Genomic DNA, 22,382 nt, shown 5'->3' on the forward strand with positions numbered 1-22,382 from the left:
GCGGCGGCCGCCGCCGGCCGTTCCAGCAGCGGCAGCTCGGTGAACAGGATCGACAGGTTGACGTTGAAACGCGCGTCCGAGAAACCCATGAGGGATGAACCGTCCTTTCGTGAAACGTGGGTGGTGGAGGAAGCCGCGGCGCCCCGGCTCCCTCAGCTCATCGGCAATACGGCGGTCGGCGCGTGGCCCGGTTCGGTGGCCAGGTCCTCGAACTCGTTGACGCTGCCGATGTCGGTGCCGCTCATCGCGATGTTGGTGACCCGTTCCAAGACGGCTTCGACGACGACCGGGACCCGGTGCTCGGCGGCCAGCTTCTTGGCTTCCTCGAAGGCGGGCAGCAGCCGGTCCGGCTCGGTGACGCGGATGGCCTTGCAGCCGAGCCCCTCGGCGACCTTGACGTGGTCCACGCCGTAGACGCCCAGCTCGGGGCTGTTGATGTTCTCGAACTCCAGCGTGACCTGGTAGTCCATGGCGAAGTTGCGCTGCGCCTGGCGGATCAGGCCCAGGTAGGAGTTGTTCACCAGCACGTGCACGTAAGGGATGTTGTGCTGGGCGCCGACCGCCAGCTCCTCCAGCATGAACTGGAAGTCGTAGTCGCCGGAGAGCGCGACGACGCTGCCGTCGGGGTCGGCGGTGGCGACGCCCAGCGCGGCCGGGATGGTCCAGCCCAGCGGCCCGGCCTGACCGCAGTTGATCCAGTGGCGCGGCTTGTAGACGTGCAGCAGCTGCGCGCCCGCGATCTGCGAGAGGCCGATGGTGGTGACGTACCGGGTCTCGGGGCCGAACGCGCGGTTCATCTCCTCGTAGACCCGCTGCGGCTTGAGCGGCACGTTGTCGAAGTGCGTACGGCGCTGGAGCGTGGCCTTGCGGTGCTGGGCGGAGGCGGCCCACTCGCCGCGGTCGGGCAGCTCGCCCGCGGCCTTCTGCTCCTTGGCGACCTGGACGAACAGTTCCAGGGCCGCCTTGGCGTCGGAGGCGATGCCGTAGTCGGGGGCGAAGATCTTGCCGATCTGGGTGGGCTCGATGTCGACGTGCACGAAGGTGCGGCCCTGGGTGTAGACGTCCAGCTTGCCGGTGTGGCGGTTGGCCCAGCGGTTGCCGATGCCGAGGACGAAGTCGGACTCCAGGAAGGTCGCGTTGCCGTAGCGGTGCGAGGTCTGGAGGCCGACCATGCCGGCGTTGAGGCGGTGGTCGTCGGCGATGCCGCCCCAGCCCATCAGGGTGGGGACGACGGGGACGCCGGTCAGCTCGGCGAATTCGACGAGCAGGTCCGAGGCGTCGGCGTTGATGATGCCGCCGCCCGCGACGAGCAGCGGGCGCTCGGCCGCGTTCAGCATGGCGAGGGCCTTCTCGACCTGCTTGCGGGTCGCTTTCGGCCGGTGTACCGGCAGCGGCTCGTACGTCTCCGGGTCGAACTCGATCTCCGTCAGCTGCACGTCGATCGGCAGGTCGATCAGGACGGGTCCCGGCCGCCCCGAGCGCATCAGGTGGAACGCCTGCTGGAAGACGCCGGGAACCTGGGCGGCCTCCAGGACGGTGGTCGCGGCCTTGGTGACCGGGGCGGCGATCGAGGCGATGTCGACGGCCTGGAAGTCCTCCTTGTGGATCACCGAGGTCGGCGCCTGGCCGGTGATGCACAGGATCGGGATCGAGTCGCCGGTCGCGGAGTACAGGCCGGTGATCATGTCGGTGCCGGCGGGGCCCGAGGTGCCGATGCAGACGCCGATGTTGCCTGGCGTGGCGCGGGTGTAGCCCTCGGCCATGTGGGAGGCGCCCTCGACGTGGCGGGCGAGCGTGTGGTGGATGCCGCCGCCGGCGCGGAGTGCCGCGTAGAACGGGTTGATCGCGGCGCCCGGCACGCCGAACGCGTTGGTCACACCCTCGCGCTTGAGGATCTCCACAGCCGCACGAGCGGCGGTCATTCGAGGCATCGAGTACTCCTGCGTCGGCCTGTCGGGGATCGCGTTCCGGCCCGGAGGCGGAAGAGCGAGCTGCGCCATTTCCGCATTGTGGAATCTTTGTTTTACTCTGCGGAAGTACGGAAGAAAGTAGAGCGCCCCCTTCCAGCCGTCAAGGGATTGCCACGGAGTGGACACGGGAGCCGACGGCACGGCGGGGCACCCGCCGGCCGAGCTGGTGGGCCGGTCGTACCCGCCTCGCCAGCGGATTCCCGGGCCTGAGAGGGTGTGCCGGGGCTCGGCCGCCCGGGTGCGACGAGCCCCGGCCGGGCCCGCGTCCGCGCTGTCCCGGGCTCCCCGCCCGGGCCCGACGAGTGGGAGAGACGATCGTGCGCAACGCCGTGGTGACGCCCGAGGGCGACCGTATCCGCTGGGCCGAACTGCCCGGCGCGGAACCGGCCCGCGTATACCTGCACGGTCTCGGCGCCACCTCGCCCGCCTACTTCGCCGAGACGGCCGCCCACCCACTCCTGGCGGGCCGCCGCTCGCTGCTGCTCGACCTGCTCGGGTTCGGTATCAGCGACCGGCCCACGGGCTTCCCGTACACCCTGGAGGCGCATGCCGACGCCGTCGCCGGGGCCCTGCGCGCCGCCGGGGTGAGCGCGGCGGAGATGATCGCGCACAGCATGGGCGGCTCGGTGGCGATCGTGCTGGCGGCCCGGCATCCGGACCTGGTCGCGCGGCTCGTCCTCGTCGACGCCAATCTCGACCGGATCGAGCCGCGCCGGGGCGGGCCGGGCAGCGGCGGCATCGCCGCGCTCTCCGAGGAGGAGTTCCTCGCGGGCGGCTGGGAGCGGATACGTGACGCCGCGGGCGCGCACTGGTGGTCCACGATGCGGCTGGCCGGCCTGGAGGCGCTGCACCGCAGCGCGGTACACCTCAACCGGGGCAGCGAACCGGTCATGCGGGACCTGCTGATGGGGCTGGCGATTCCGCGTACGTTCCTGCTGCCCGCTGACGACGGGCCGCCGGCCGGAGCCGGGGAACTCACGGCGGCCGGGGTACGGGTCGTGGCGGTGCCCGACTGCGGGCACAACATCATGCTGGACAACCCGGAGGCATTCGTCCACGCGGTCGCGGCGGCCCTGTCCCCGGAGCCGGAACGACGCCGCTGAACTGGCCGTTGACCCTCCGTTCATCGGCGTGCCGGAAGCTGGCTACGCCGACGGCGCGGTGGTGCCGACGGGGGATGTTCCGTGCCGAGATGGGGCTGATGTCATGAACGTCGTTCAGGAACCGCTTCGCGAGTCCGCGGTGGCGTTACCGCGCCAGCTGCCCGCGGGCAGCGCCCGGTCGCTGCCGATGCTGGACGCGGTGGTGGAGGTGCTGCGCGCCGCCGGTGAGGACGTGCACGTGGTGTACTCCGCGCACGGCGACGTGTTCAAGGTCGTGCCGCGCCAGGAAGCCGCTGCCTGAGCGGGCGGGAGCGGCGGCCGGTCTGCGGCTGGCCGGGCGCTCCCGTACCGCGTCGGGTCCGGGCGGTTCGCCGGTCTGCGGCCGGGCGCGGCGCGCAGGGTGGCGAGAGCCGGCGCCGCCGCTAGCGGATCGGCACTCCCGCCAGTGTCCGCGCGATGACCAGGCGCTGGATCTCGCTGGTCCCTTCGAAGATCGTGTAGATGGCGGCGTCCCGGTGCATCCGCTCGACCGGGTATTCGCGGGTGTAGCCGTTGCCGCCGAGGATCTGCATGGCCTGGGCGGTCACCTTCTTCGCGGTCTCGCCCGCGAACAGCTTGGACATGGAGCCCTCGGCGGAGGTGAACGGCTTGCCGGCGGTGGCCATCCAGGAGGCGCGCCAGACCAGGAGGCGGGCGGCGTCGATCTGGGTGCGCATGTCGGCCAGTTGGAAGGCGACGCCCTGGTTGTCGATGATCGGGCGGCCGAACTGGACGCGCGTCCTGGCGTAGTCGAGGGCGACCTCGTACGCGGCGCGGGCGATGCCGACGGCCTGGGCGCCGACCGCCGGGCGGGATGCCTCGAAGGTGGCCATGGCGGCGTTCTTCACGCGTTCGCCGCCGGGGTTCTTCGCGCGCTCCCGGGCCCGCGCCAGGCGCTCGTCCAGCTTTTCCTTGCCGCCGAGCAGGCAGTGGCCGGGGATGTGTACGTCCTCCAGGACGACCTCGGCGGTGTGCGAGGCGCGGATGCCGTGCTTCTTGAACTTCTGGCCCTGGGTCAGCCCGGGGGTCGCCGGCGGGACGATGAAGGAGGCGTGGCCCTTGGGCCCGAGGTCGGGGTCGACGACCGCCACGACGACGTGGACGTTGGCGATGCCGCCGTTGGTCGCCCAGGTCTTGGTGCCGTTGAGCACCCATTCGTCCTTGGCCTCGTCGTAGACGGCGCGGGTGCGCATGGCGGAGACGTCGGAGCCGGCGTCGGGTTCGGAGGAGCAGAAGGCGGCGACCTTCACGTCGGCGGCGTCTCCGTACATCTGCGGGATCCAGGTGCCGATCTGCTCCTCGGTGCCGTTGGCCAGTACGCCGACGGCGGCCAGGCCGGTGCCGACGATCGACAGGCCGATGCCGGCGTCGCCCCAGAACAGTTCCTCCATCGCCATGGGGATGCCCAGGCCGGTCGGGTCGAAGAACTGCTGTGCGTAGAAGTCGAGGGAGTACAGGCCGATCTTGGCGGCTTCCTGGATCACCGGCCAGGGGGTCTCCTCGCGCTCGTCCCACTCGGCGGCCGCGGGGCGCATGACGTCGGCCGCGAAGCCGTGGATCCAGTCCCTGACCTCCTTCTGCTCGTCGTTGAGCTCCATGGTGAACTCGGCCATGACCCCTCCAGCGCTGCGTTCCCGGGTGGCGCCCCCAGGAATGTTACTTGCGGTAACACGAGTCTGTTACCCGCCAGTAAGAGATGTCAACTCCTCCGGGCCTCCCATCACCCCGCAGTGCGGGTGTTACGTTGCGCGAGCGTCACGGATTCACAAGGGCGGGGAGTGGGACATGGAAAACACCCAGCACGACGGCCGGCACCAGGCCACAGCGGTGGAACAGCCTGCCTCGGAGCACGGCGCCGCGGCAGGCGCGCGGCACACGGCACGGCGGCAGCAGACGGCCACCGAGCGGCGGCGCCGCGAGCTTCTGGAGGCCGCGGACCGGGTGGTGCTGCGCGACGGCCCGGACGCCTCGATGAACGCCATCGCGGCGGAGGCGGGCATCACCAAGCCGATCCTCTACCGGCACTTCGGCGACAAGGGCGGGCTGTACCGGGCACTGGCCGTACGGCACACCGACGCGCTGCTGGACGGGCTGCGCGCCGCGCTCGACTCCCCCGTACCGCGCCGGGACCGCGTCGAGGCCACGCTCGACACGTATCTGAGCGCGATCGAGGCCCGGCCGCAGGTCTACCGGTTCCTGATGCATCCGGCCGACGAGGGGCAGGCCGCCGACAAGGACGGCGGGTTCGACGTCGGCCGGCACTCCGCCCCGCTGCTGCGCCGGCTCGGCGAGGAACTGGCGAAGGTGATAGGCGAGCGGCTGGACCTGGGACCCGGCGGCGAGGAACTGGCCCGGGTCTGGGGCCACGGCATAGTCGGCATGATGCACGCGGCCGGCGACTGGTGGCTGCGGGAACGCCCCTGCCCGCGAGCGCAATTGGTGCAACACCTGGCCGACCTGCTGTGGGGCCGCCTGGCAGCAGCCGGCGACCGGCTGGGCGGGCCGGGTTTCTAGGCTCGGGGCCCCGGCCCCTGCCGCTACTCCCCCGCCGCCCGCTCCCGGCCCGCCCACGGCGCGCGGGCCGCGGCCCGCAGGGCACGGCGGCGGCGCAGGCCGGTGAGGTGGTCGAGGTAGAGGCCGCCTTGGAGGTGGTCGCACTCGTGCTGGAGGCAGCGGGCGAAGAAGCCGGTGCCGGAGACGGTGCGCGGCTCGCCCGTCACGCTGACCCCCTCCACCACGGCGTGGTCGTACCGCGGCGTGCCGGCCTCGACGCCGGGCACCGACAGGCAGCCCTCGGGGCCGCACACCAGGACGCCGTCGGCCGCCACCAGGCGCGGGTTGACGAGGTGTCCGAGGTGCCGGCGGTCCTCGTCGTCCGGGCAGTCGTAGACGAACACCCGCAGGGCGACGCCGATCTGGTTGGCCGCCAGGCCGACGCCGCGGGCCGCGTACATCGTCGCGAACATGTCCTCGACGAGTCCGGCGAGCCCGGCGTCGAAGGCGGTGACCTCCTCGCAGGCGCCGGTCAGGGCGGGGTCGCCGAGGAGTCGCACGGGGCGCGGGCGGCCGGAGCTGCCGGGGATCGAGCGGGAACGCATGGGGGTAAGCGTACGTTCTGGAACGTGTGACGACGCAGGTCGTCGCGGGTTGCCGAGGCCGCGCCACGGGTAGCGGGATTCGGGGCCGCCGCCGGATCTCGATAGGCTGATCCCCGACCGAAGCCTCCGGCCGGTCATCGGCTCCGGAGGAGGCGTTCCACCGGCAGCCCTAAGGGCGGGAGGGCGCCGGATGCAAGGAGGATCAAGGACGATGGCAGGCAACACGGAGCCGCTGTCGCCGCGGGCCAAGCTGGCCGTGACGGCGGGCAGGGCCGCGGCGGCGGTGTCGCGGGCGGCAGGCCGCGGCAGCGGATCGGTGATCGGCGGCAAGGTGGCGCTCAAGCTCGACCCCGACCTGCTGGCCCGGCTCGCCCGGCACCTGGACGTGGTGCTGGTGTCGGCCACCAACGGCAAGACGACGACGACCCGGCTGATCGCGGAGGCGCTGCGGGCCAGCGGCCCGGTGGTCTCCAACGCGCTCGGCGCCAACATGCCGGCGGGCATCACCTCCGCCCTGGCCGGCGGCTCGGACGCCCGCTTCGGCGTCATCGAGGTGGACGAGAAGTACCTGTCGGGTGTGGCCCGGGACGTGACGCCCAAGGCCATAGCGCTGCTGAACCTCTCGCGCGACCAGCTCGACCGGGCGGCGGAGACCCGCATGCTGGCCGAGCACTGGCGGGAGGGGCTGGCCGGCTCCAAGGCGCTGATCATCGCCAACTGCGACGACCCGCTGATCGTGTGGGCGGCCTCGTCGTCGGCGAACGTGGTGTGGGTCGCGGCGGGCCAGGAGTGGAAGGACGACGCCTGGTCCTGCCCGTCGTGCGGTGGCGTGATGCAGCGCCCCGGCGACGACTGGTTCTGCGCCGAGTGCGGTTTCCGCCGGCCGACGCCGAGCTGGGCGCTCTCCGGTGACCATGTGCTGGACCCGCACGGCAGCGCCTGGCCGATCCGGCTCCAGCTGCCGGGCCGGGCGAACAAGGCGAACGCGACGACGTCGGCGGCGGTCGCCGCGGCGTTCGGCGTGCCGCCGCAGGTCGCACTGGAGCGGATGTACTCCGTCCAGGCGGTCGCGGGCCGCTACGACGTGGTCTCCTTCATGGAGCGCGAACTGCGGCTGCTGCTGGCGAAGAACCCGGCGGGCTGGCTGGAGACGTTCTCGCTGATCGACCCGCCGCCGGCACCGGTGATTCTCTCGGTGAACGCGCGCGGCGCGGACGGCACGGACACCTCCTGGCTGTGGGACGTCGACTACACCCGGCTGGCCGGGCACCCGATCTTCGTGATCGGTGACCGCAAGCTGGACATGGCGGTCCGCCTGGAGGTCGCGAACCTGGACTTCCGGGTGTGCGACACGGTGGACGAGGCGGTGCAGCTGGCCCCTCCGGGCCGTATCGAGGTCATCGCCAACTACACGGCCTTCCAGGACCTCCGTCGGCGCGTGGGCAACTGACGTGAACCAGCGACCTTCACGACAAGGACGAGCGAGCATGAGTGACAACAGCCTGCGCCTGGTGTGGATCTACCCGGACCTGCTGAGCACGTACGGTGACCAGGGCAACGCGCTGGTGGTGGAGCGCCGGGCGCGCCAGCGCGGACTGGACGTGCAGCGTCTCGACGTCCGCTCCGACCAGCAGATCCCCACCTCCGGCGACATCTACCTGATCGGCGGCGGCGAGGACCGGCCGCAGCGGCTGGCGGCCGAGCGGCTGCGCCGGGACGGCGGCCTGAACCGCGCGGTCTCCAACGGCGCGATCGTCTTCTCGGTGTGCGCCGGCTACCAGATCCTGGGCCACGAGTTCATCAACGACCTCGGGGAGCGGGAACAGGGCCTGGGGCTGCTGGACGTGGTGAGCACCCGCGGCGAGGGCGAGCGGTGCGTCGGTGACGTACTGGGCGACATCGACCCGCAGCTGAACCTGCCGCCGCTGACCGGGTTCGAGAACCACCAGGGCGTGACGCACCTGGGGCAGACGGCCCGCCCGTTCGCCCGGATCCGTCTCGGCAAGGGCAACGGCGTCGGCGACGGCTACGAGGGCGCGTACAACGACACCGTTTTCGGTACGTACATGCACGGTCCGGTCCTGGCGCGCAATCCGCACATCGCGGACCTGCTGATCAAGCTGGCGCTGGACGTCAACGCGCTGCCGCCGGCCGACGACCGCTGGTACGAGGCGCTGCGGCAGGAACGCATCGCCGCGGCCACACAGCCCGCGTAACGATTCTCCGCTCACCTGCGCCCGCGGTGTCCGCACTGCGGGCGTAGGTGTGCCGGACGCCTCGCGCTTGTAGGGTGAGCGCAATCCAACCGGACGACGGGGTCCGGGCGTCCGGTTGAGAGTCCGTGCCCGCGCCCGGACGGGGTGCGGCAGACGGACTCTGATGTGCAGAGGGTCTTCGAAGCAATGCGTATTGGTGTGCTCACCTCCGGAGGCGACTGCCCCGGGCTGAACGCCGTCATCCGGTCCGTCGTCCACCGCGCCACCGCCGACCACGGCGACGAGGTCATCGGCTTCCGGGACGGCTGGCGGGGCCTGCTGGAGTGCGATTACCGCAAGCTGGACCTCGACGCCGTCGGCGGCATCCTGGCGCTCGGCGGCACCATCCTCGGCTCGTCCCGGGTGCAGCCGGCGCACCTGCGGGACGGCGTGGAGCTGGCCCGCGGCCACGTCGCCGAACTGGGCCTGGACGCGATCATCCCGATCGGCGGCGAGGGCACGCTGAAGGCGGCCCGGCTGTTGTCCGACGCCGGCCTGCCGATCGTCGGCGTGCCCAAGACCATCGACAACGACATCGCCGCGACCGATGTCACCTTCGGCTTCGACACGGCGGTGGGCGTGGCCACCGACGCGCTGGACCGGTTGAAGACCACCGCGGAGTCGCACCAGCGGGTGCTGATCGTCGAGGTCATGGGCCGGCACACCGGGTGGATCGCGCTGCACTCGGGGATGGCGGCGGGCGCGCACGCCATCGTCGTACCGGAACGCCCCTTCGACGTGGCGGAGTTGTCCCGCAAGGTCGGTGAGCGTTTCGAGGCGGGCAAGAAGTTCGCGATCGTGGTGGTCGCCGAGGGCGCCAAGCCGCGCGAGGGCACGATGGCCTTCGACTCGGGCGGCACCGACGTCTACGGGCACGAGCGGTTCGCCGGTGTCGCGCGGCAGCTGTCGCTGGAGCTGGAGCGGCGGCTCGGCAAGGAGGCCCGCGCGGTGATCCTGGGGCACGTGCAGCGGGGCGGCACGCCGACCGCCTACGACCGGGTGCTGGCGACCCGCTTCGGATGGCACGCGGTGGAGGCGGCGCACCGCGGGGCGTTCGGGATGATGACGGCGCTGCGGGGGACGGACATCACACTGGTGCCGCTGGCCGAGGCCGTGGAAACCCTCAAGACGGTGCCCGAGGAGCGCTACGCCGAGGCCGAGTGCGTGCTGTAGCCCTCCCGGCGCGCCGTACGACGCTCCGGACCGCCCCCGGCCGTGGCTCCGGCCGGGGGCGGTTCTAGTCTGGTCGCGGAGTATCGGTACGAATCAGGAGCGAGCGGATGGATCACGGCGGGCACGGCATGAACATGGATCTGCCGCCGTTCACGCTGGGGCGTGGCATGGAGTTCGGCGGAGACTCGTTCTTCCTGATCGGCTGCCTGCTGGGGTTGGTGCTGTACGGCTGGGCGGTGCTGCGGCTGCGGCGGCGCGGTGACCACTGGCCGGTCGGCCGGACGGTGGCCTGGGTCGTCGGCGTACTGACCGTGGCCCTGGTGATGTGCACCAAGCTCAACGACTACGGCATGGTCATGTTCAGCGTGCACATGGTGCAGCACATGGTGATCAGCATGCTGTCGCCGATCCTGCTGCTGCTCGGCGCGCCGGTGACGCTGACGCTGCGGGCGCTGCCCGCCGCCGGGCGCGGCCGCAAGGGGCCGCGCGAGCTGCTGGTGGCGCTGCTGCACAGCCGGTACATGCGGGTGATCACGCACGCGGCGTTCACCATCCCGATGTTCATCGCGAGCCTTTACGCGCTGTACTTCACGCCGCTCTTCGACTTCCTGATGCAGTACCGGGTCGGGCACATCGCGATGATGGTGCACTTCCTGGCGGTGGGCCTGGTCTTCTTCTGGCCGATCATGGGCGTGGACCCGGGACCGCACCGGCCGGGCCACGTGATGCGGATGCTGGAGCTGTTCGCCGGCATGCCCTTCCACGCGTTCTTCGGCATCGCCCTGATGATGGGCACCGAGACGATGATCAAGACGTTCGAGAATCCGCCGGCGTCCCTGGGCATCGACGCGCTCGGCGACCAGAGCGCGGCGGGCGGCATCGCCTGGGCGTTCAGCGAGATCCCGTCGGTGCTGGTCCTCGTCGCCCTCCTCTACCAGTGGTACAAGTCCGAGGAGCGGCAGAACCAGCGCAAGGACCGCGCGGCGGCGCGGGACGGCGACCAGGAGCTGGCGGCGTACAACGCGTACCTCGCCTCCCTCCAGGCGCGTGGCCAGGGAGGACGCGCGGGGTGACGGGCCGCTGACCGGAGGTCGCGCACGAGAGCTGGCGGTACGGGCCGCGGCCGGGGACGATGTCCCCAAGGCCGCGGCCCGTGGCGTTGCGCCACCGGGCTGCCACGAGGAGGTGCGGGGATGCCCGGATCCGGCAAGGCGATGGCGGCGTGCACGGTGGGCGGACTGGTCGTGGCGACGGCCTACACCGCGGCGCTGGGCGGCAGCGGGTGGCTGTGGTTCGCCTGGGTGGTGCTGGCCCTGGCCACGATCGGAATCGTCGCGGCACGGCCGTCCTGAGCGTACGCCGCCGCGGTCCGCCCGGGCCCGGCGCGTCACCCGCCCGGCGGTCACCGCTTGCGGGTGTACTTCCTGACCAGGACGCCGTTGTCGAAGGCGCGGACCGAGTCGAGGGTGAAGTCCGTGACGGCGAAGTCCGAGCCGAACATCGGCATGCCGGTGCCGTAGACCTGCGGGTAAGTCTTGATCACCAGCTCGTCGACCTCGTCGAGCAGTTCGCCGGCCAGGCGGGAGCCGCCGCAGAGCCAGATGCCCAGGTCGCCGTCCTCCGCCTTGAGGGCGCGGACCGCGCCGACCAGGTCGTCCGAGATCAGGTGCACGTTCGGGTCGGGCGACTCCTTGAGGGAGCGGGTGGCCACGTACTCGCGCAGGTGGCCGTACGGGCTGGTGACGTTGACGTCCAGCGCCACCTGGTAGCTGCCGCGACCCTGGATCACCGTGTCGAACTGCCGGTTCGGCGCGCCGTGGAAGTCGAGGGCGTTGCGGCCCTCGACCGAGACGGTCTCCGGGTATTCCGTCTTGAGGAAGTCCAGGAACTCCTCGGTCACGAACTGGTACATCGACGAGGCGTCACCGTTCGGGTCGCCGATGAAGCCGTCGATCGAGCAGGCCACGAAGTAGGTGAGCTTTCGCAAGGTGGTCCTCTTTTCCGCGGGCGATGCGGTGGGCGCATCACGGGCCTGGGACAGGGATGGTGGGGCGCGGGCGTGTTCCCCGGCGCGACCACTTCACCTATAGTGCTTCACGTGTAGTGGTTAAGCAAGCCCTTTTTTGAGTAAGCCCTTTTTGAGCAAGCCCTTCTGAGGAGCGAAACGGATGGCCAAGAACCCGGAGCGCAGGACCGCCCTCGTCGATGCCGCCATCGAGGTACTGGCGCGGGAAGGGGCGCGCGGGCTCACCTTCCGCGCGGTCGACGCCCAGGCCGGCGTCCCCGTCGGCACCGCGTCCAACTACTTCGCGAGCAGGGACGACCTGTTCACCCAGGCGGGCAGCCGCATCCACGTACGGATGACGCCCGACCCGGTCAAGGTCGGCGAGGCGATGCGCCCGGCGCCCAGCCGGGAGCTGGTCACCGAGCTGATGCGGTGGCTGGTGCAGCGGATGAGCGACGAGCGCACCGGCTATCTGGCGATGCTGGAACTGCGCCTGGAGGCCACCCGCCGCCCGGCCCTCCAGGCCGAACTGACCCGCGCCGTGCGCGCCGCCTTCGAGGAGAGCGTCCAGTTCCATCTGGACGCGGGGCTGCCCGGCGACGCGGAAACCGTGCTGATCCTCTACCTCGCCATGACAGGGGTGCTGCTGGAGCACTTCACGCTGCCCTGCATGCTCTCCGACACCGAGCTGGACAAGCTGGTGGAGACGGTGGTCACGCGCGTCGTGCCGGAGGCGTGACGGGACGCCCTTGACCGTACGGTGGGTCGCGAACCGGGTGCGAACCGGTCGCGACCCACCCGCGTGTCCTTACGGACCGGATCACGCGTCAGGAGTGGGCGACATCCACGACGAGCTGGTTCTTCTCCTGGACGACGCGGAACGGGAGGCGCTTGCGCACGCCCAGACCCAGCTGCGTGTCACCTTCGAAGCTGGCCGCGAAGCGGGTGTCCTCAAAGGTCTTGAAGCCCTTGACGTCCACCCCGGGGAGCGACTTGCCGGCCTTGCCCGGGTACGTCGCCTTGCCCGTCTCCGGGTCGTAGCTCGGTGCCGCCACCCGTATCTCCAGGATCGCGCCGCCGCCGACCGGAATGCGGTCGCCCGAGCCGTCCTGGTGCAGCGCGTCGACGTAGCCGACCCGGTAGCCGACCGGCTTGCCGCCGGCGGACGGGACCTCGAAGACCAGCCGGTCGTAGCAGGCGTGCTGCCCGGCCCTGACCTTCGTCAGCGGCTTGTAGTCGTTGGCCTCGGCGGACTTCGGGGCGCTCCCCCAGCTGCCCGTGTCGCACTTCGCCGGGGGCGCGGCGGCCGGTGCGGCCGTGGCCGACACCGCCGTCGCGGCCACCACCGCGCCCGCCAGCGCGAGTGCGGTCAGTCCAGTGCCCAATCGTCGCATTGAGTGATACCCCGTATCTCGTTGCGTGGTGCGCTCCACCGGGTGCCCGGTGGTTCGTCCTGTGCGCGGTCCCGCCGGTCGGATCCGGCCGGACCGTACTGCGATCATCGCGTACGGGTATGACAATCCGGCAGCCGGGCAACGACTTTCGGCCGCTGCCCGTGCCGTCCGGCGGCGGTGCGCTCTTGGCGGCGAAAAACACCCTGTGCGAGGCTCGCCCTCACGGCGGCCCAGGGGCCGGCCACGGGCCGCGAAGAGCCAAGGAGAGCCAGAAGATGACTACTTCTGATCACGCTGCTTCTGACCGCGCCACTTCTGATCACGCCGCGCACCTCGACCCCACCCTCTACCGGACCCCCGCCGAGGCCATCGCCGCTCCCCCGGAGAAGCTCGCCTACCTCGTCGGCTTCGACCGCGCCGCCCAGCGCCCCGACGCGCTCATCGTGGTCGACGCCGACCCCGGGTCGGACTCCTACGGACGGGTGCTGCACCTCGCCGAAGTCCCCGGCCTGGGCGACGAATTGCACCACTTCGGCTGGAACGCCTGCTCCAGCGCGCTCGCCCACGAAGGCCACCACGCCCCGGAGCGGCGCTACTTACTGACGCCGGGACTCCGCTCCTCCCGGCTGCACGTCTTCGACACCCACCCGGACCCGGCCCGCCCCCGCCTGGTCAAGGTGATCGAACCCGCCGAACTGGCCGACCGGGCGGGCTACTCACGGCCGCACACACTGCACTGCGGGCCCGGCGGCGTCCTGCTGTCCTGCCTCGGCGGCGCACACGGGAACGACGGACCCGGCGGCGTAGCGCTCCTGGACCACGAGACCTTCGACGTACTGCGCCCCTGGGAGACGGACCGCGGCCCGCAGCGCCTGGCCTACGACGTCTGGTGGCACCTGAACCGGAACGTCGCCGTGACCAGCGAGTGGGGCACCCCGTCGATGGTCGAGAACGGCGTCGACCCCGAGCTGCTGCTCGGCCGCTCGTACGGCCACGCGCTGCACTTCTGGGAGCTGGACTCCGGCCGCCACCTGCAACGCGTCGACCTGGGCGACGAACACCAGATGGTCCTGGAACTGCGGCCGGCCCACGACCCCAGTGCGACGTGGGGCTTCGCCGGCGTCGTGGTGAGCGTGGCGGACCTGTCGGCGTCGGTGTGGCTGTGGCACCGCGAGGACGACGGCCGGTTCGCCGCGCGCAAGGTCCTCACGATCCCGGCGGAGCCCGCCAAGGAGGACGAACTGCCGCCGGTGCTCAAGCCGTTCGGCGCGGTCCCGCCACTGGTCACCGACATCAACCTGTCGGTGGACGACCGCTGGCTGTACGTGTCGGCCTGGGGCACCGGCGAACTGTTCCAGTACGACGTCAGCGACCCCTTCCACCCCCGCCGCACCGCGTCCGTCCGCCTCGGCGGCATCACCGCCCGGCAGCCCCACCCGGCGGTGCCGGGGCTGCCCCTGACCGGCGGCCCGCAGATGGTCGAACTCAGCCGCGACGGACGCCGGGTGTACCTCACCAACAGCCTGTACGGCTCATGGGACGACCAGTTCTACCCCGACGGCATCCACCCCTGGCTCGCCAAACTCGACGCCGACCCCGAGCACGGCGGCCTCGCCCTCGACCCCCGCTTCTTCCCGCACGGCGAGGACTTCCAGGGCCTGCGCGTCCACCAGACCCGCCTTCAGGGCGGCGACGCGTCGTCCGACTCGTACTGCCACCGCTGACCGGGGCGCGTTCGTACGGCGGCCGGCGGCACCGGCCGAGTCATTCCCCGACCGCGCCCGCCAACGCCTCTGTATTCCGCCGCCGCATCGTCATGAACGCCAAGAACGACCCGTCCGCGAAGTGCAGACGGAAACGGGCCATGAGCTGTAGCCGGGGACTTCGCCGGACCGCTGCCACCTGCTCCCGGGAAACCGCCCACAGCAATTGGCCGTTGCCGTGCGGGTCGGCCGCGGTAAGGCCGACCCGTGCGTCACTCACCCACAACAGCTTGCGGATGAATCCGGCAGGGCTTTCCGTGGGCAACTGCCGGGCCAGCCCTTCCGCGTTCCCGCCCACGCCGCCGACCCGGGCCAGCGCGTTGCCGACCCCTGCCCCCGGCACCCCGCCGACCCCCTTCACCCCGGAGACCGGGACCACCGGCGCGATGTCGAGCAGCCGCTCGCCGGTGGCGAGCAGCGGAATCGTGGTGGGAGCGAATCGGGTCATCGTTTTCTCGGTCACCGGGTCACCCTATGCAGGAGCCGTTTCCGTGAACGCACCGGCCGCACGCCGGAACCGGCCGCCCCTTGGGCGCGTGCCAGGAAGAAGGCACGTATCCGAATCGGGAAGCGGAGGGGACCGGGCTGTGCATTCTTCGGTGGAAAGGGTGGTGGACGCATTCCTCACGAGTGCGGACCGGTTGTGTCCCGGGCTCGTCGAAGGGCTGTATCTGACGGGGTCCGTCGCGTTGGGGGATTTCCGGCCGGGGCGCAGTGACGTCGATTTCGTGGCCGTCACGGCACGGCGCCTCACGGCGGCGGACGTCGCGGCCTTGGAGCGGGTGCACGCCGAGACGCGCAAGCGGTACCGGCGGCCGTACTTCGACGGCACTCACGTCACGTGGGACGATCTCGCCGGCGGATACGCCTCCTGCTCCGACGCTCCGCACACCTTGCGGGGAAGGTTCCACACCGGGAGTGGCTTCGAGGTCAATCCGGTTACCTGGGCCGTACTGGCGGAGAACGCCGTCGCGGTACGAGGTCCCGCTCCGGGCGGTTTCGCCGTGGGCGTGGACGCCGCCGCCCTGCGCGACTGGACGCTGGAAAACCTCGGCAGCTACTGGCGGCCATGGCAGGCAGCGCGCCGCACGTCACTGTCGCCGGCGGGGATTCTGGCGCTGCACGGCTGGGCGACCGCCTGGGGTGTGCTGGGGGTCAGCCGTCTGCATTACACGCTCGCGACCGGCGGGATCACCTCGAAGGGCGGGGCGGGACGGTACGCGCTGGAGACGTTCGGCGCGCCCTGGCGTCCGGTGATCGGTGAGGCGCTGCGGCTGCACCGGTCGAGCGTCGTGACGGCGCCGCCCGGCGTCTCGCCCCGGTTGCGGAATCCGCCGGCCCGGCGCAGGGCCACCATGGACTTCGTCGCGATGGTCGTGGACGACGCCACGGCGGGCCGCTGACGCGCCGTGCACGCCGGACGGCCCGGGTCCCTCCGCGAGGGCCCCGGGCCGTCCGGCAGGCGTGCGGCGCTCACTCGTGCGCTTCGGCCTCCACCGGCTTCGGGATCAGGAACGACGTCGCGAGGGCGACGGCCATGATGACGACGCCGGCGATCATTCCGGCGGTGTAGCCGGAGGCGGACGCCGGGTCGTCGGCCGGGACGGCGGTCTTGACGGCGTACAGGGCGGCGAAGCTGAGGCCGGAGCCCAGGTTGAAGGCACCGGCGTTCAGGCCGGGCAGGAAGCCCGGGTTCTCCTTGGGCGACAGGACGATGCCGAGCCCGTTGAGCACGATGTTCGCCACGCCCGCGTACGTGATGCCCACCAGAATGGAGGCGGCCAGCAGCAGCCCCCGCGAGTGGGCGGAGAGCGTGACGATCATCAGCACGACGGTCGCCGCGGCGCCGACGAGCCCGAGCCGCAGGACCCGGCCGTACCCGAAGGTCGCCGCGAGCCGGCCGGCGATCGGGCCCATGGCCAGACCGGCGATGGCGTACGGCGTCAGCGTCCACCACGCGGACTGCTCGGCCGACATGCCGAGCCCGGCCTGCGCGTCCTGCGCGAAGGCGGGGATGAGTCCGTTCATGACGGCGAAGACGCCCGTCATCGTCAGCATGGTGGTCAGCAGCGTCGCCCAGGTCGAGCGCTGCCGCAGGTGCCGGGTGGCGACCAGGGGGTGCCCTGAGCGGTCCTCGGTCCGCCAGAACAGCCAGAACGCGGCCGCCGCCACGATCACGAGGACCGCGATGAGCGGCCAGTTCGCCGCGGCCAGCTTGCCCGCCTCGTTGAGCGCGACAAGCAGCGAGCCGACCGACACCACCAGCAGCAGGACGCCCGGCCAGTCCATCCGGTGGCTGTCGGGTGCCTTCGACTCGGGCGCCATGACGGCGACGAAGGCGGCGGCGATCGCGGCGACGACGGCCATGGCCCAGAAGACCGCCGCGAAGCCGTGCCGGTCGGCGAGGTAGCCGCCGGCGAGGGAGTCGATACCGGCGATGCCGCCGTTGACCGCGGTGATCACGCCCAGCAGCGTGCCGTACCGCTTCGGCTCGGTGACCTCGACCCGCAGCATGATCAGGCACAGCGGTACGGTCGGTCCCGACACGCCCTGGATGACGCGGCCGACGAACAGCATCGGCACGCTCTGCGCGAGCGCCGCCACGATGCATCCGACGACCATCAGGGCCATCATCCCGGCGAGCACCTTGCGGCGGCCGACGATGTCGCCGAGCCGCGGCAGGAACAGCGAGAACAGGGCCGCCGAGGTGAAGAACGCGGTCTGGGTGAGCCCGATCTCGGCCGAGGTGGCGCCGAGGCTGTCCTCGATGCTCTTGAGTGCGGGACTGAGCATGCTGGCGTTGAGCTGGAAGGCGACGCAGGCCGTCAGCAGCGCGGTGACCAGCACGCCGATCCGTACGGTGCGGCCCGGGCCCGCCGTCTCGGCGGCCCGGGCGGTGTGCGGCGCGCTCATGCCTCGACGTCGCCGATGCGCTCGAGGGCGTCCACGACGAGGTTCCAGAACCGTTCGTGGTCGAGCTTGACGGCGACCTGGGTGCGGCAGTCCTCGGGGATGGGCCAGCGGAAGTCGGTGACGGTCATGCCCATGGTCAGGCCGCCGGTCAGCTCGATGTCCACGGGGGCCTTGCGCACGGTCATGACGTCCGGGTCGATGACGTAGGCGACGGCGCAGGGGTCGTGCACCGGCGGGTACTCGAAGCCCTGGTTCTCCCGGTAGGCGTCGCGGAAGAAGTCCAGCAGTTCCAGGACGAACCGGGCGGGCTTGGTGCCGACGTCGGCGATCTTCTTGGTGACCTCGGGCGTGGCCAGCGCCTGGTGCGTCAGGTCGAGGCCGACCATGGTGACGGGCCAGCGCTCGTTGAAGACGATGTGCGCGGCGTGCGGGTCGATGACGATGTTGAACTCGGCGACCGCGCTCCAGTTGCCCTCGTGGTACCCGCCGCCCATCAGCACGACCTCGCGGACGCGCTCGGCGATCCGGGGCTCCTTGCGCACGGCCAGGGCGATGTTGGTCAGGCCGGCGGTCGGCACGATGGTGATTTCGCCCGCTTCGTGCGACATCACCGTGTCGATGATGAGGTCGACGGCGTGCCGGCGGTCGAGCTCGAAGTTCGGCTCGGGCAGGTCCGGGCCGTCCAGTCCGGTGTCGCCGTGGATCTCCGGTGCGTTCTCGATGGTCCGCACGAGGGGCCGCGGGGAGCCGGCCGCGAAGGGCACGCCGGTGATGCCGGCGATCCGGGCCACGGACAGCGCGTTGCGGGTGACCTTCTCCAGGGTCTGGTTGCCGACCACGGTGGTCACGGCGACCAGGTCGATGTCGGGATTGCCGTACGCCAGGAGCATGGCGATGGCGTCGTCGTGCCCGGGGTCGCAGTCGAGAATGATCTTTCTGGCCAACGGAAGAGCCCCTTTGCTCAGCTGAAGGTGTTGAAGTGGATCTTTGGGTGCACAGCAGAAGGGCTGTTACCGGAGAGCACGGACGGACGGCGGTGCGCCGACCGGGCGGGTGAGGCCCACCATGGCTGGTGCCACCGGACACCTCCCCTTCGACACGGATCGGGAAATCGATTTCATGGCGGCGGTGCCGTCATGGCAGGGCGCTGACCTGCGATCGAGGCCCTGTCTTGTCATAGTGCCAGAGCGGACGGCCGCCGAGGGCATCCGGGTGCTCCGGGGCGTCAGCCCGTCGCGTCCGGGTCCGCCGGCCCGGCGGGCGGGCCGGGGCGCGCGTGTGCCGCCAGGACCGCTTCCACCGTGTCCGCCTCAGCGGCCGTCTTGTCCTCGCGGTAGCGCAGCACCCGGGCGAAGCGCAGGGTCACGCCCGCCGGGTAGCGGGTCGAGGTCTGGAGGCCGTCGTAGGCGATCTCGACGACGAGTTCGGGGCGTACGGTCACGACGTAGCCGCTCTCGTCCACCGCCAGCTCGCGCAAACGTTCCGTCTGCCAGGTCAGCAGGGCGTCGGTGAGTCCCTTGAAGGTCTTGCCCAGCATCACGAACGTGCCGTCCGGGCCGCGCGCCCCGAGGTGGAGGTTGGAGAGCTTGCCCGTACGGCGGCCGTGGCCCCACTCCGCGGCCAGCACCACCAGGTCGAGCGTGTGCACCGGCTTCACCTTCAGCCAGGCGGCGCCGCGGCGGCCCGCGCTGTACGGCGCGTGCAGCGCCTTGACCACGACCCCTTCGTGGCCCCGCCGCAGCGTCTCGGCCCAGAAGTCCTCGGCGGCCCGGCGCGCCGCCGGGTCGGCCGGATCGCCGACCACCGTCCGGCGCACCCGCTGCTCCTCCGGGACCAGGCGGGCCAGCTCCGCGTGCCGCCGGTCGCCCGGCAGGTCCAGGAGGTCCCGGTCCCCCACCGCGAGGACGTCGAAGAAGACCGGGGACAGCGGCAGCGCGGCACGGGCGGCCCGTACGTCCACCCGCGAACCGAACCGGCCCGCGATCTGCTGGAACGGCACCGGGCGCCCGTCGCCGCCGAGCGCGATCGCCTCGCCGTCCAGGACGAAGCACGGCTCGGGGAGGGCGAGCGCGGCCTCGGTGATCTCGGGCAGCCGGTCGGTGACGTCGTCGAGGGTGCGGGTGTAGACCCGTACCTCGGCGCCGTCGCGGTGCACCTGCACCCGGATGCCGTCGAGCTTCTCCTCCACGGCGCACGCGCCGGCCTTGTCGATCGCCTCGGCGACGGATTTCGCGCTGTGCGCCAGCATCGGGCCGATCGGCCGCCGCACGGTGAGCCGGAAGTCCGCCAGTGCCGCCGGCCCTTCCGCGAGCAGGGGGCGTGCCACCTCTTCCAGCGATCCGGCCAGCATCACGGCCCGCCGTACGTCCGCGACGGGCACCTCCGCCGCCGCGGCGATCCCTTCGGCGGCGATGGCGTCCAGCGCGCCCTGCCGTACCTCGCCGGTCAGCAGGCCGACGAGGAAGCGTTGCTCCTCCTCGGTCGCCGCGGCCAGCAGCTCCTGTACGAGGCGGCGCCGCTCGGCCTGGGACCCGGGGCCCCCGACGGACGACAGGGCGGTCAGCGCCGCGTCGGTGCCGCGTACCGTCAGGGTGGGGGTGCCCGCCGCCGGGACGGGGTCCCGCAGCACGCTCCAGCCGACCCCGATGCGGCCCTGCGGCAGCCGCCCGGCCAGGTAGGCGATGGCGATCGGCGCATCGTCCGGGCCGGCCTGGCGGAACAGTTCGGCCAGCAGCTTGATCTTCTGGGAGCGCGCCGAGGTGGCGGCGACCTCCCCGGACACGCGTGCGAGACGGGCCAGCAGCATGGAGCCATCCTGCACCGGCGGCGCCGCACGCGCCCCCGGGCACTCACCAGAACCGCGGGCCCCGGGCCCCTCCCCCGCTCACTTTCCGATGCCCTCGGACAGGCCGCGGACGAAGTGCCGCTGCGCGACCAGGAAGATCACGATCATCGGCAGCGCGGCGATCGTCAGGCCCGCGAAGAGCATCGGCCAGTCGGAGTTGAGCCGTCCCGCCATGTCCGCGAGGCCCACGGGCAGCGTCTTGAGGTGGTCGTCGGTGATGAAGACGAGCGCGAAGGCGTACTCGTTCCACGCGAAGAGCGCCTGGAGGAGGGCGGCGGAGACCAGGATCGGGCGGGCCATCGGGACGACGACGCGCCAGAAGGTCTGCCACCGGCTCGCCCCGTCGATCAGGGCCGCCTCCTCCACCTCCACCGGCTGGCCCAGCAGGTAGGCGCGGACGAGGAAGGTGGTGAAGGGCACCTTGAAGGCGGTGTAGAGGACGATGAGCGCCCAGTACGTGTCGTAGATGTGCAGCGCCTGGAGGAGCTGGGTCAGCGGGACCAGCGCCACGGTCGGCGAGAGCATCATGGCCCCGAGGACGAGCAGCAGGGCGGGCTGGGAGCACGGGAGGGCCAGCCGCGTGAGCCCGTACGCGGCCCAGGCGCTGACCAGGACGACGGCGAGGACGCTGGCGGCGGTGACGAGCGCGCTGTTGAGCAGGTAGCCGAGCACTCCTTGGTGCCAGGCGTCGGCGTACGTCCCCCAGTCGGGGCGCGCGGGCAGGCCCCACGGGTCGGAGAAGATCTCGCCGTTCGTCTTGAGGCCGGACAGGGCCATCCAGCACAGCGGGTAGACCACTGCGACGGCGAGCGCGGCGAGGCCGCTGTACGTGAGCACGCGCAGCACGACCGAGCCGGAACGGGCGGGACCGCGGCGCCGGCCGGTGGTGGCCGGCGGGGCGTCCGCCGGGGCGGGCTTGTGCAGGGTGAGGGTCATGCCGCTGCCGCCTTCCGGCGCGAGTGGAGGAGCTGGACGGCGCCGGCCACGAAGGTGATGGCGAACATGACGGTGCCGATGGCCGCGGCGTACCCCATGTCGTCCCCGGTGAAGGCGCTGGCGTAGAGCCAGGTGCCCAGCGTCTGGCTGGAGTTGGAGGGGCCGCCGCCGGTCATCACCATCACCTCGTTGAAGACCAGGAACGCGCCGGAGACGGTGAGGATGACCAGCAGGGTGGTCATCTCGCGGACCATCGGGACGGTGACGGCGAAGAAGGTGCGGACGCGGCCCGCGCCGTCCACCGTCGCCGCCTCGTACAGTTCGCGCGGGATGCGCTGGACGGCGACGGTCAGCAGCATGGTGGTGTATCCGAAGGACTGCCACTGGCTCATGTTGACGACGCCCCAGATGGAGGTGGCCGGGTCGCCGAGCCAGTCGTGTGCGAACCGGCCGAGGCCCAGGGCGTCCAGCGCGCTGTTGATGAGCCCCGCGTCGGGCTGGTAGAGGAACTGGAAGAGCAGGCCGGCGACCGTCATGGAGACGGCCGCGGGGATGAAGTAGACCGTACGCAGCAGTCCGCGCAGCCGCCGCCCGATGAGCGCCTCCAGGATCGCGGCCAGCACGAGCGCCGCCCCCACCTGGAAGACCACCGAAGTGACGGCGTAACAGAGGTTGTTGGCCAGCGCTTTCCAGAAGACGGGGTCCTGGAGGGCCTGCCGGTAGTTCTCCAGGCCGACGTAGCGCATGCCGGGCTGGAAGACGCTGAACTTGAAGAGGCTGAGCCGGATGTTCTCCACGATCGGGTAGTAGACGAACAGGGCGATCAGGGCGAGGGCGGGGGCGGCGTACAGGGCATGGCTCCATCGGCGTCGCTGCATGGCGGCGGCA

General features: G+C 71.5%; 22 protein-coding genes and 1 pseudogene. 11 read left to right on the forward strand and 12 right to left on the reverse strand.

Annotated elements, in window-relative coordinates:
• Together ACH4OW_RS24895 and gcl are read right to left on the reverse strand one after the other, a co-directional pair.
• A pseudogene (locus tag ACH4OW_RS24895) lies at nucleotides 1–89 on the reverse strand (hydroxypyruvate isomerase); the annotation flags it as partial.
• Nucleotides 90–152: 63 nt separating this feature from the next.
• Nucleotides 153–1,931 carry a glyoxylate carboligase gene (gene gcl, locus ACH4OW_RS24900; RefSeq protein WP_398030086.1) on the reverse strand — a complete coding sequence of 593 codons (1,779 nt, stop codon included), beginning with the start codon at nucleotides 1,929–1,931 and terminating at the stop codon, nucleotides 153–155.
• Nucleotides 1,932–2,287: 356 nt separating this feature from the next.
• Here gcl and ACH4OW_RS24905 point away from each other — a divergent pair, with 356 nt between their 5' ends.
• Together ACH4OW_RS24905 and ACH4OW_RS24910 are read left to right on the forward strand one after the other, a co-directional pair.
• A complete protein-coding gene (locus ACH4OW_RS24905; protein ID WP_398030087.1) occupies nucleotides 2,288–3,073 on the forward strand; it encodes an alpha/beta fold hydrolase in 786 nt (261 codons plus the stop codon).
• A gap of 103 nt (nucleotides 3,074–3,176) precedes the next feature.
• Nucleotides 3,177–3,374: a hypothetical protein gene (locus ACH4OW_RS24910; RefSeq protein ID WP_360129290.1), complete on the forward strand. Its 198-nt coding sequence runs from the start codon at nucleotides 3,177–3,179 to the stop codon at nucleotides 3,372–3,374.
• Nucleotides 3,375–3,495: 121 nt separating this feature from the next.
• Here ACH4OW_RS24910 and ACH4OW_RS24915 read toward each other — a convergent pair whose 3' ends face one another.
• Nucleotides 3,496–4,725: an acyl-CoA dehydrogenase family protein gene (locus ACH4OW_RS24915; protein ID WP_398030088.1), complete on the reverse strand. Its 1,230-nt coding sequence runs from the start codon at nucleotides 4,723–4,725 to the stop codon at nucleotides 3,496–3,498.
• A gap of 172 nt (nucleotides 4,726–4,897) precedes the next feature.
• On the opposite strand from ACH4OW_RS24915, the gene ACH4OW_RS24920 reads away from it, so the two are divergent.
• Nucleotides 4,898–5,626 (forward strand): TetR family transcriptional regulator, encoded by a 729-nt coding sequence (locus ACH4OW_RS24920; RefSeq protein WP_360129284.1) that lies wholly within the window; start codon nucleotides 4,898–4,900, stop codon nucleotides 5,624–5,626.
• Between the two features lie 23 nt (nucleotides 5,627–5,649).
• Here ACH4OW_RS24920 and def read toward each other — a convergent pair whose 3' ends face one another.
• Nucleotides 5,650–6,210 (reverse strand): peptide deformylase, encoded by a 561-nt coding sequence (gene def, locus ACH4OW_RS24925; protein ID WP_398030089.1) that lies wholly within the window; start codon nucleotides 6,208–6,210, stop codon nucleotides 5,650–5,652.
• 211 nt (nucleotides 6,211–6,421) lie between these two features.
• Here def and ACH4OW_RS24930 point away from each other — a divergent pair, with 211 nt between their 5' ends.
• From ACH4OW_RS24930 to ACH4OW_RS24950, 5 genes are all read left to right on the forward strand, one after another.
• Complete coding sequence (locus ACH4OW_RS24930; protein ID WP_360129278.1) at nucleotides 6,422–7,660, forward strand: MurT ligase domain-containing protein; 1,239 nt, start codon at nucleotides 6,422–6,424, stop codon at nucleotides 7,658–7,660.
• 37 nt (nucleotides 7,661–7,697) lie between these two features.
• Nucleotides 7,698–8,426 (forward strand): glutamine amidotransferase, encoded by a 729-nt coding sequence (locus ACH4OW_RS24935; RefSeq protein ID WP_360129275.1) that lies wholly within the window; start codon nucleotides 7,698–7,700, stop codon nucleotides 8,424–8,426.
• A gap of 186 nt (nucleotides 8,427–8,612) precedes the next feature.
• Nucleotides 8,613–9,638, forward strand: coding sequence for a 6-phosphofructokinase (locus ACH4OW_RS24940; protein WP_360129272.1), 1,026 nt, complete (start codon nucleotides 8,613–8,615; stop codon nucleotides 9,636–9,638).
• 107 nt (nucleotides 9,639–9,745) lie between these two features.
• A complete protein-coding gene (locus tag ACH4OW_RS24945; protein ID WP_360129269.1) occupies nucleotides 9,746–10,711 on the forward strand; it encodes a cytochrome c oxidase assembly protein in 966 nt (321 codons plus the stop codon).
• 120 nt (nucleotides 10,712–10,831) lie between these two features.
• Complete coding sequence (locus ACH4OW_RS24950) at nucleotides 10,832–10,990, forward strand: hypothetical protein (RefSeq protein ID WP_360129266.1); 159 nt, start codon at nucleotides 10,832–10,834, stop codon at nucleotides 10,988–10,990.
• A 50-nt stretch (nucleotides 10,991–11,040) separates the two neighbouring features.
• On the opposite strand, the gene ACH4OW_RS24955 is transcribed toward ACH4OW_RS24950, so the two are convergent.
• Complete coding sequence (locus tag ACH4OW_RS24955) at nucleotides 11,041–11,625, reverse strand: dihydrofolate reductase family protein (RefSeq protein ID WP_360129264.1); 585 nt, start codon at nucleotides 11,623–11,625, stop codon at nucleotides 11,041–11,043.
• A 181-nt stretch (nucleotides 11,626–11,806) separates the two neighbouring features.
• Between ACH4OW_RS24955 and ACH4OW_RS24960 the strand changes: the two genes are divergently transcribed.
• On the forward strand, nucleotides 11,807–12,382 hold the full coding sequence (locus tag ACH4OW_RS24960; RefSeq protein ID WP_398030090.1) for a TetR/AcrR family transcriptional regulator: 576 nt from the start codon (nucleotides 11,807–11,809) through the stop codon (nucleotides 12,380–12,382).
• Between the two features lie 88 nt (nucleotides 12,383–12,470).
• On the opposite strand, the gene ACH4OW_RS24965 is transcribed toward ACH4OW_RS24960, so the two are convergent.
• On the reverse strand, nucleotides 12,471–13,037 hold the full coding sequence (locus ACH4OW_RS24965; protein ID WP_398030091.1) for a hypothetical protein: 567 nt from the start codon (nucleotides 13,035–13,037) through the stop codon (nucleotides 12,471–12,473).
• Between the two features lie 275 nt (nucleotides 13,038–13,312).
• On the opposite strand from ACH4OW_RS24965, the gene ACH4OW_RS24970 reads away from it, so the two are divergent.
• On the forward strand, nucleotides 13,313–14,761 hold the full coding sequence (locus ACH4OW_RS24970; protein ID WP_360129255.1) for a selenium-binding protein SBP56-related protein: 1,449 nt from the start codon (nucleotides 13,313–13,315) through the stop codon (nucleotides 14,759–14,761).
• A 40-nt stretch (nucleotides 14,762–14,801) separates the two neighbouring features.
• Here the strand turns inward: ACH4OW_RS24970 and ACH4OW_RS24975 are convergent, their stop codons facing one another.
• Nucleotides 14,802–15,263 carry a hypothetical protein gene (locus ACH4OW_RS24975; protein ID WP_398030092.1) on the reverse strand — a complete coding sequence of 154 codons (462 nt, stop codon included), beginning with the start codon at nucleotides 15,261–15,263 and terminating at the stop codon, nucleotides 14,802–14,804.
• A 148-nt stretch (nucleotides 15,264–15,411) separates the two neighbouring features.
• Here ACH4OW_RS24975 and ACH4OW_RS24980 point away from each other — a divergent pair, with 148 nt between their 5' ends.
• Nucleotides 15,412–16,203 carry an aminoglycoside adenylyltransferase domain-containing protein gene (locus tag ACH4OW_RS24980; protein WP_398030093.1) on the forward strand — a complete coding sequence of 264 codons (792 nt, stop codon included), beginning with the start codon at nucleotides 15,412–15,414 and terminating at the stop codon, nucleotides 16,201–16,203.
• Between the two features lie 70 nt (nucleotides 16,204–16,273).
• Here ACH4OW_RS24980 and ACH4OW_RS24985 read toward each other — a convergent pair whose 3' ends face one another.
• The 5 genes from ACH4OW_RS24985 to ACH4OW_RS25005 all read right to left on the reverse strand — a co-directional run bounded on the left by ACH4OW_RS24985 (nucleotide 16,274) and on the right by ACH4OW_RS25005 (nucleotide 22,372).
• Complete coding sequence (locus ACH4OW_RS24985) at nucleotides 16,274–17,713, reverse strand: MFS transporter (protein ID WP_398030094.1); 1,440 nt, start codon at nucleotides 17,711–17,713, stop codon at nucleotides 16,274–16,276.
• Nucleotides 17,710–18,657: a nucleoside hydrolase gene (locus tag ACH4OW_RS24990; RefSeq protein WP_398030095.1), complete on the reverse strand. Its 948-nt coding sequence runs from the start codon at nucleotides 18,655–18,657 to the stop codon at nucleotides 17,710–17,712. The genes ACH4OW_RS24985 and ACH4OW_RS24990 overlap by 4 nt, the downstream gene beginning before the upstream one ends.
• Before the next feature lie 281 nt (nucleotides 18,658–18,938).
• Nucleotides 18,939–20,519: an ATP-dependent DNA ligase gene (locus ACH4OW_RS24995; protein ID WP_398030096.1), complete on the reverse strand. Its 1,581-nt coding sequence runs from the start codon at nucleotides 20,517–20,519 to the stop codon at nucleotides 18,939–18,941.
• Nucleotides 20,520–20,597: 78 nt separating this feature from the next.
• Nucleotides 20,598–21,494 carry a carbohydrate ABC transporter permease gene (locus tag ACH4OW_RS25000; RefSeq protein WP_398030097.1) on the reverse strand — a complete coding sequence of 299 codons (897 nt, stop codon included), beginning with the start codon at nucleotides 21,492–21,494 and terminating at the stop codon, nucleotides 20,598–20,600.
• Nucleotides 21,491–22,372, reverse strand: coding sequence for a sugar ABC transporter permease (locus ACH4OW_RS25005; protein WP_360129234.1), 882 nt, complete (start codon nucleotides 22,370–22,372; stop codon nucleotides 21,491–21,493). Before ACH4OW_RS25005 ends, ACH4OW_RS25000 begins: the two co-directional genes overlap by 4 nt.
• Between the last annotated feature and the right edge of the window lie 10 nt (nucleotides 22,373–22,382).

Origin of the sequence: Streptomyces sp. NPDC017056, assembly GCF_044332485.1 — a bacterium.
Taxonomy (GTDB): domain Bacteria; phylum Actinomycetota; class Actinomycetes; order Streptomycetales; family Streptomycetaceae; genus Streptomyces.

Bases quoted from the DNA above. Each gene is read 5' to 3' on its own strand.
- gcl (WP_398030086.1), bottom strand. From the start codon at position 1,931: ATGCCTCGAATGACCGCCGCTCGTGCGGCTGTGGAGATCCTCAAGCGC.
- ACH4OW_RS24960 (WP_398030090.1), top strand. From the start codon at position 11,807: ATGGCCAAGAACCCGGAGCGCAGGACCGCCCTCGTCGATGCCGCCATC.
- ACH4OW_RS24995 (WP_398030096.1), bottom strand. From the start codon at position 20,519: ATGCTGCTGGCCCGTCTCGCACGCGTGTCCGGGGAGGTCGCCGCCACC.
- ACH4OW_RS24970 (WP_360129255.1), top strand. From the start codon at position 13,313: ATGACTACTTCTGATCACGCTGCTTCTGACCGCGCCACTTCTGATCAC.
- ACH4OW_RS24950 (WP_360129266.1), top strand. From the start codon at position 10,832: ATGCCCGGATCCGGCAAGGCGATGGCGGCGTGCACGGTGGGCGGACTG.
- ACH4OW_RS24945 (WP_360129269.1), top strand. From the start codon at position 9,746: ATGGATCACGGCGGGCACGGCATGAACATGGATCTGCCGCCGTTCACG.
- def (WP_398030089.1), bottom strand. From the start codon at position 6,210: ATGCGTTCCCGCTCGATCCCCGGCAGCTCCGGCCGCCCGCGCCCCGTG.
- ACH4OW_RS25005 (WP_360129234.1), bottom strand. From the start codon at position 22,372: ATGCAGCGACGCCGATGGAGCCATGCCCTGTACGCCGCCCCCGCCCTC.
- ACH4OW_RS24965 (WP_398030091.1), bottom strand. From the start codon at position 13,037: ATGCGACGATTGGGCACTGGACTGACCGCACTCGCGCTGGCGGGCGCG.
- ACH4OW_RS24920 (WP_360129284.1), top strand. From the start codon at position 4,898: ATGGAAAACACCCAGCACGACGGCCGGCACCAGGCCACAGCGGTGGAA.
- ACH4OW_RS24915 (WP_398030088.1), bottom strand. From the start codon at position 4,725: ATGGCCGAGTTCACCATGGAGCTCAACGACGAGCAGAAGGAGGTCAGG.
- ACH4OW_RS24985 (WP_398030094.1), bottom strand. From the start codon at position 17,713: ATGAGCGCGCCGCACACCGCCCGGGCCGCCGAGACGGCGGGCCCGGGC.
- ACH4OW_RS24910 (WP_360129290.1), top strand. From the start codon at position 3,177: ATGAACGTCGTTCAGGAACCGCTTCGCGAGTCCGCGGTGGCGTTACCG.
- ACH4OW_RS24940 (WP_360129272.1), top strand. From the start codon at position 8,613: ATGCGTATTGGTGTGCTCACCTCCGGAGGCGACTGCCCCGGGCTGAAC.
- ACH4OW_RS24930 (WP_360129278.1), top strand. From the start codon at position 6,422: ATGGCAGGCAACACGGAGCCGCTGTCGCCGCGGGCCAAGCTGGCCGTG.
- ACH4OW_RS25000 (WP_398030097.1), bottom strand. From the start codon at position 21,494: ATGACCCTCACCCTGCACAAGCCCGCCCCGGCGGACGCCCCGCCGGCC.
- ACH4OW_RS24935 (WP_360129275.1), top strand. From the start codon at position 7,698: ATGAGTGACAACAGCCTGCGCCTGGTGTGGATCTACCCGGACCTGCTG.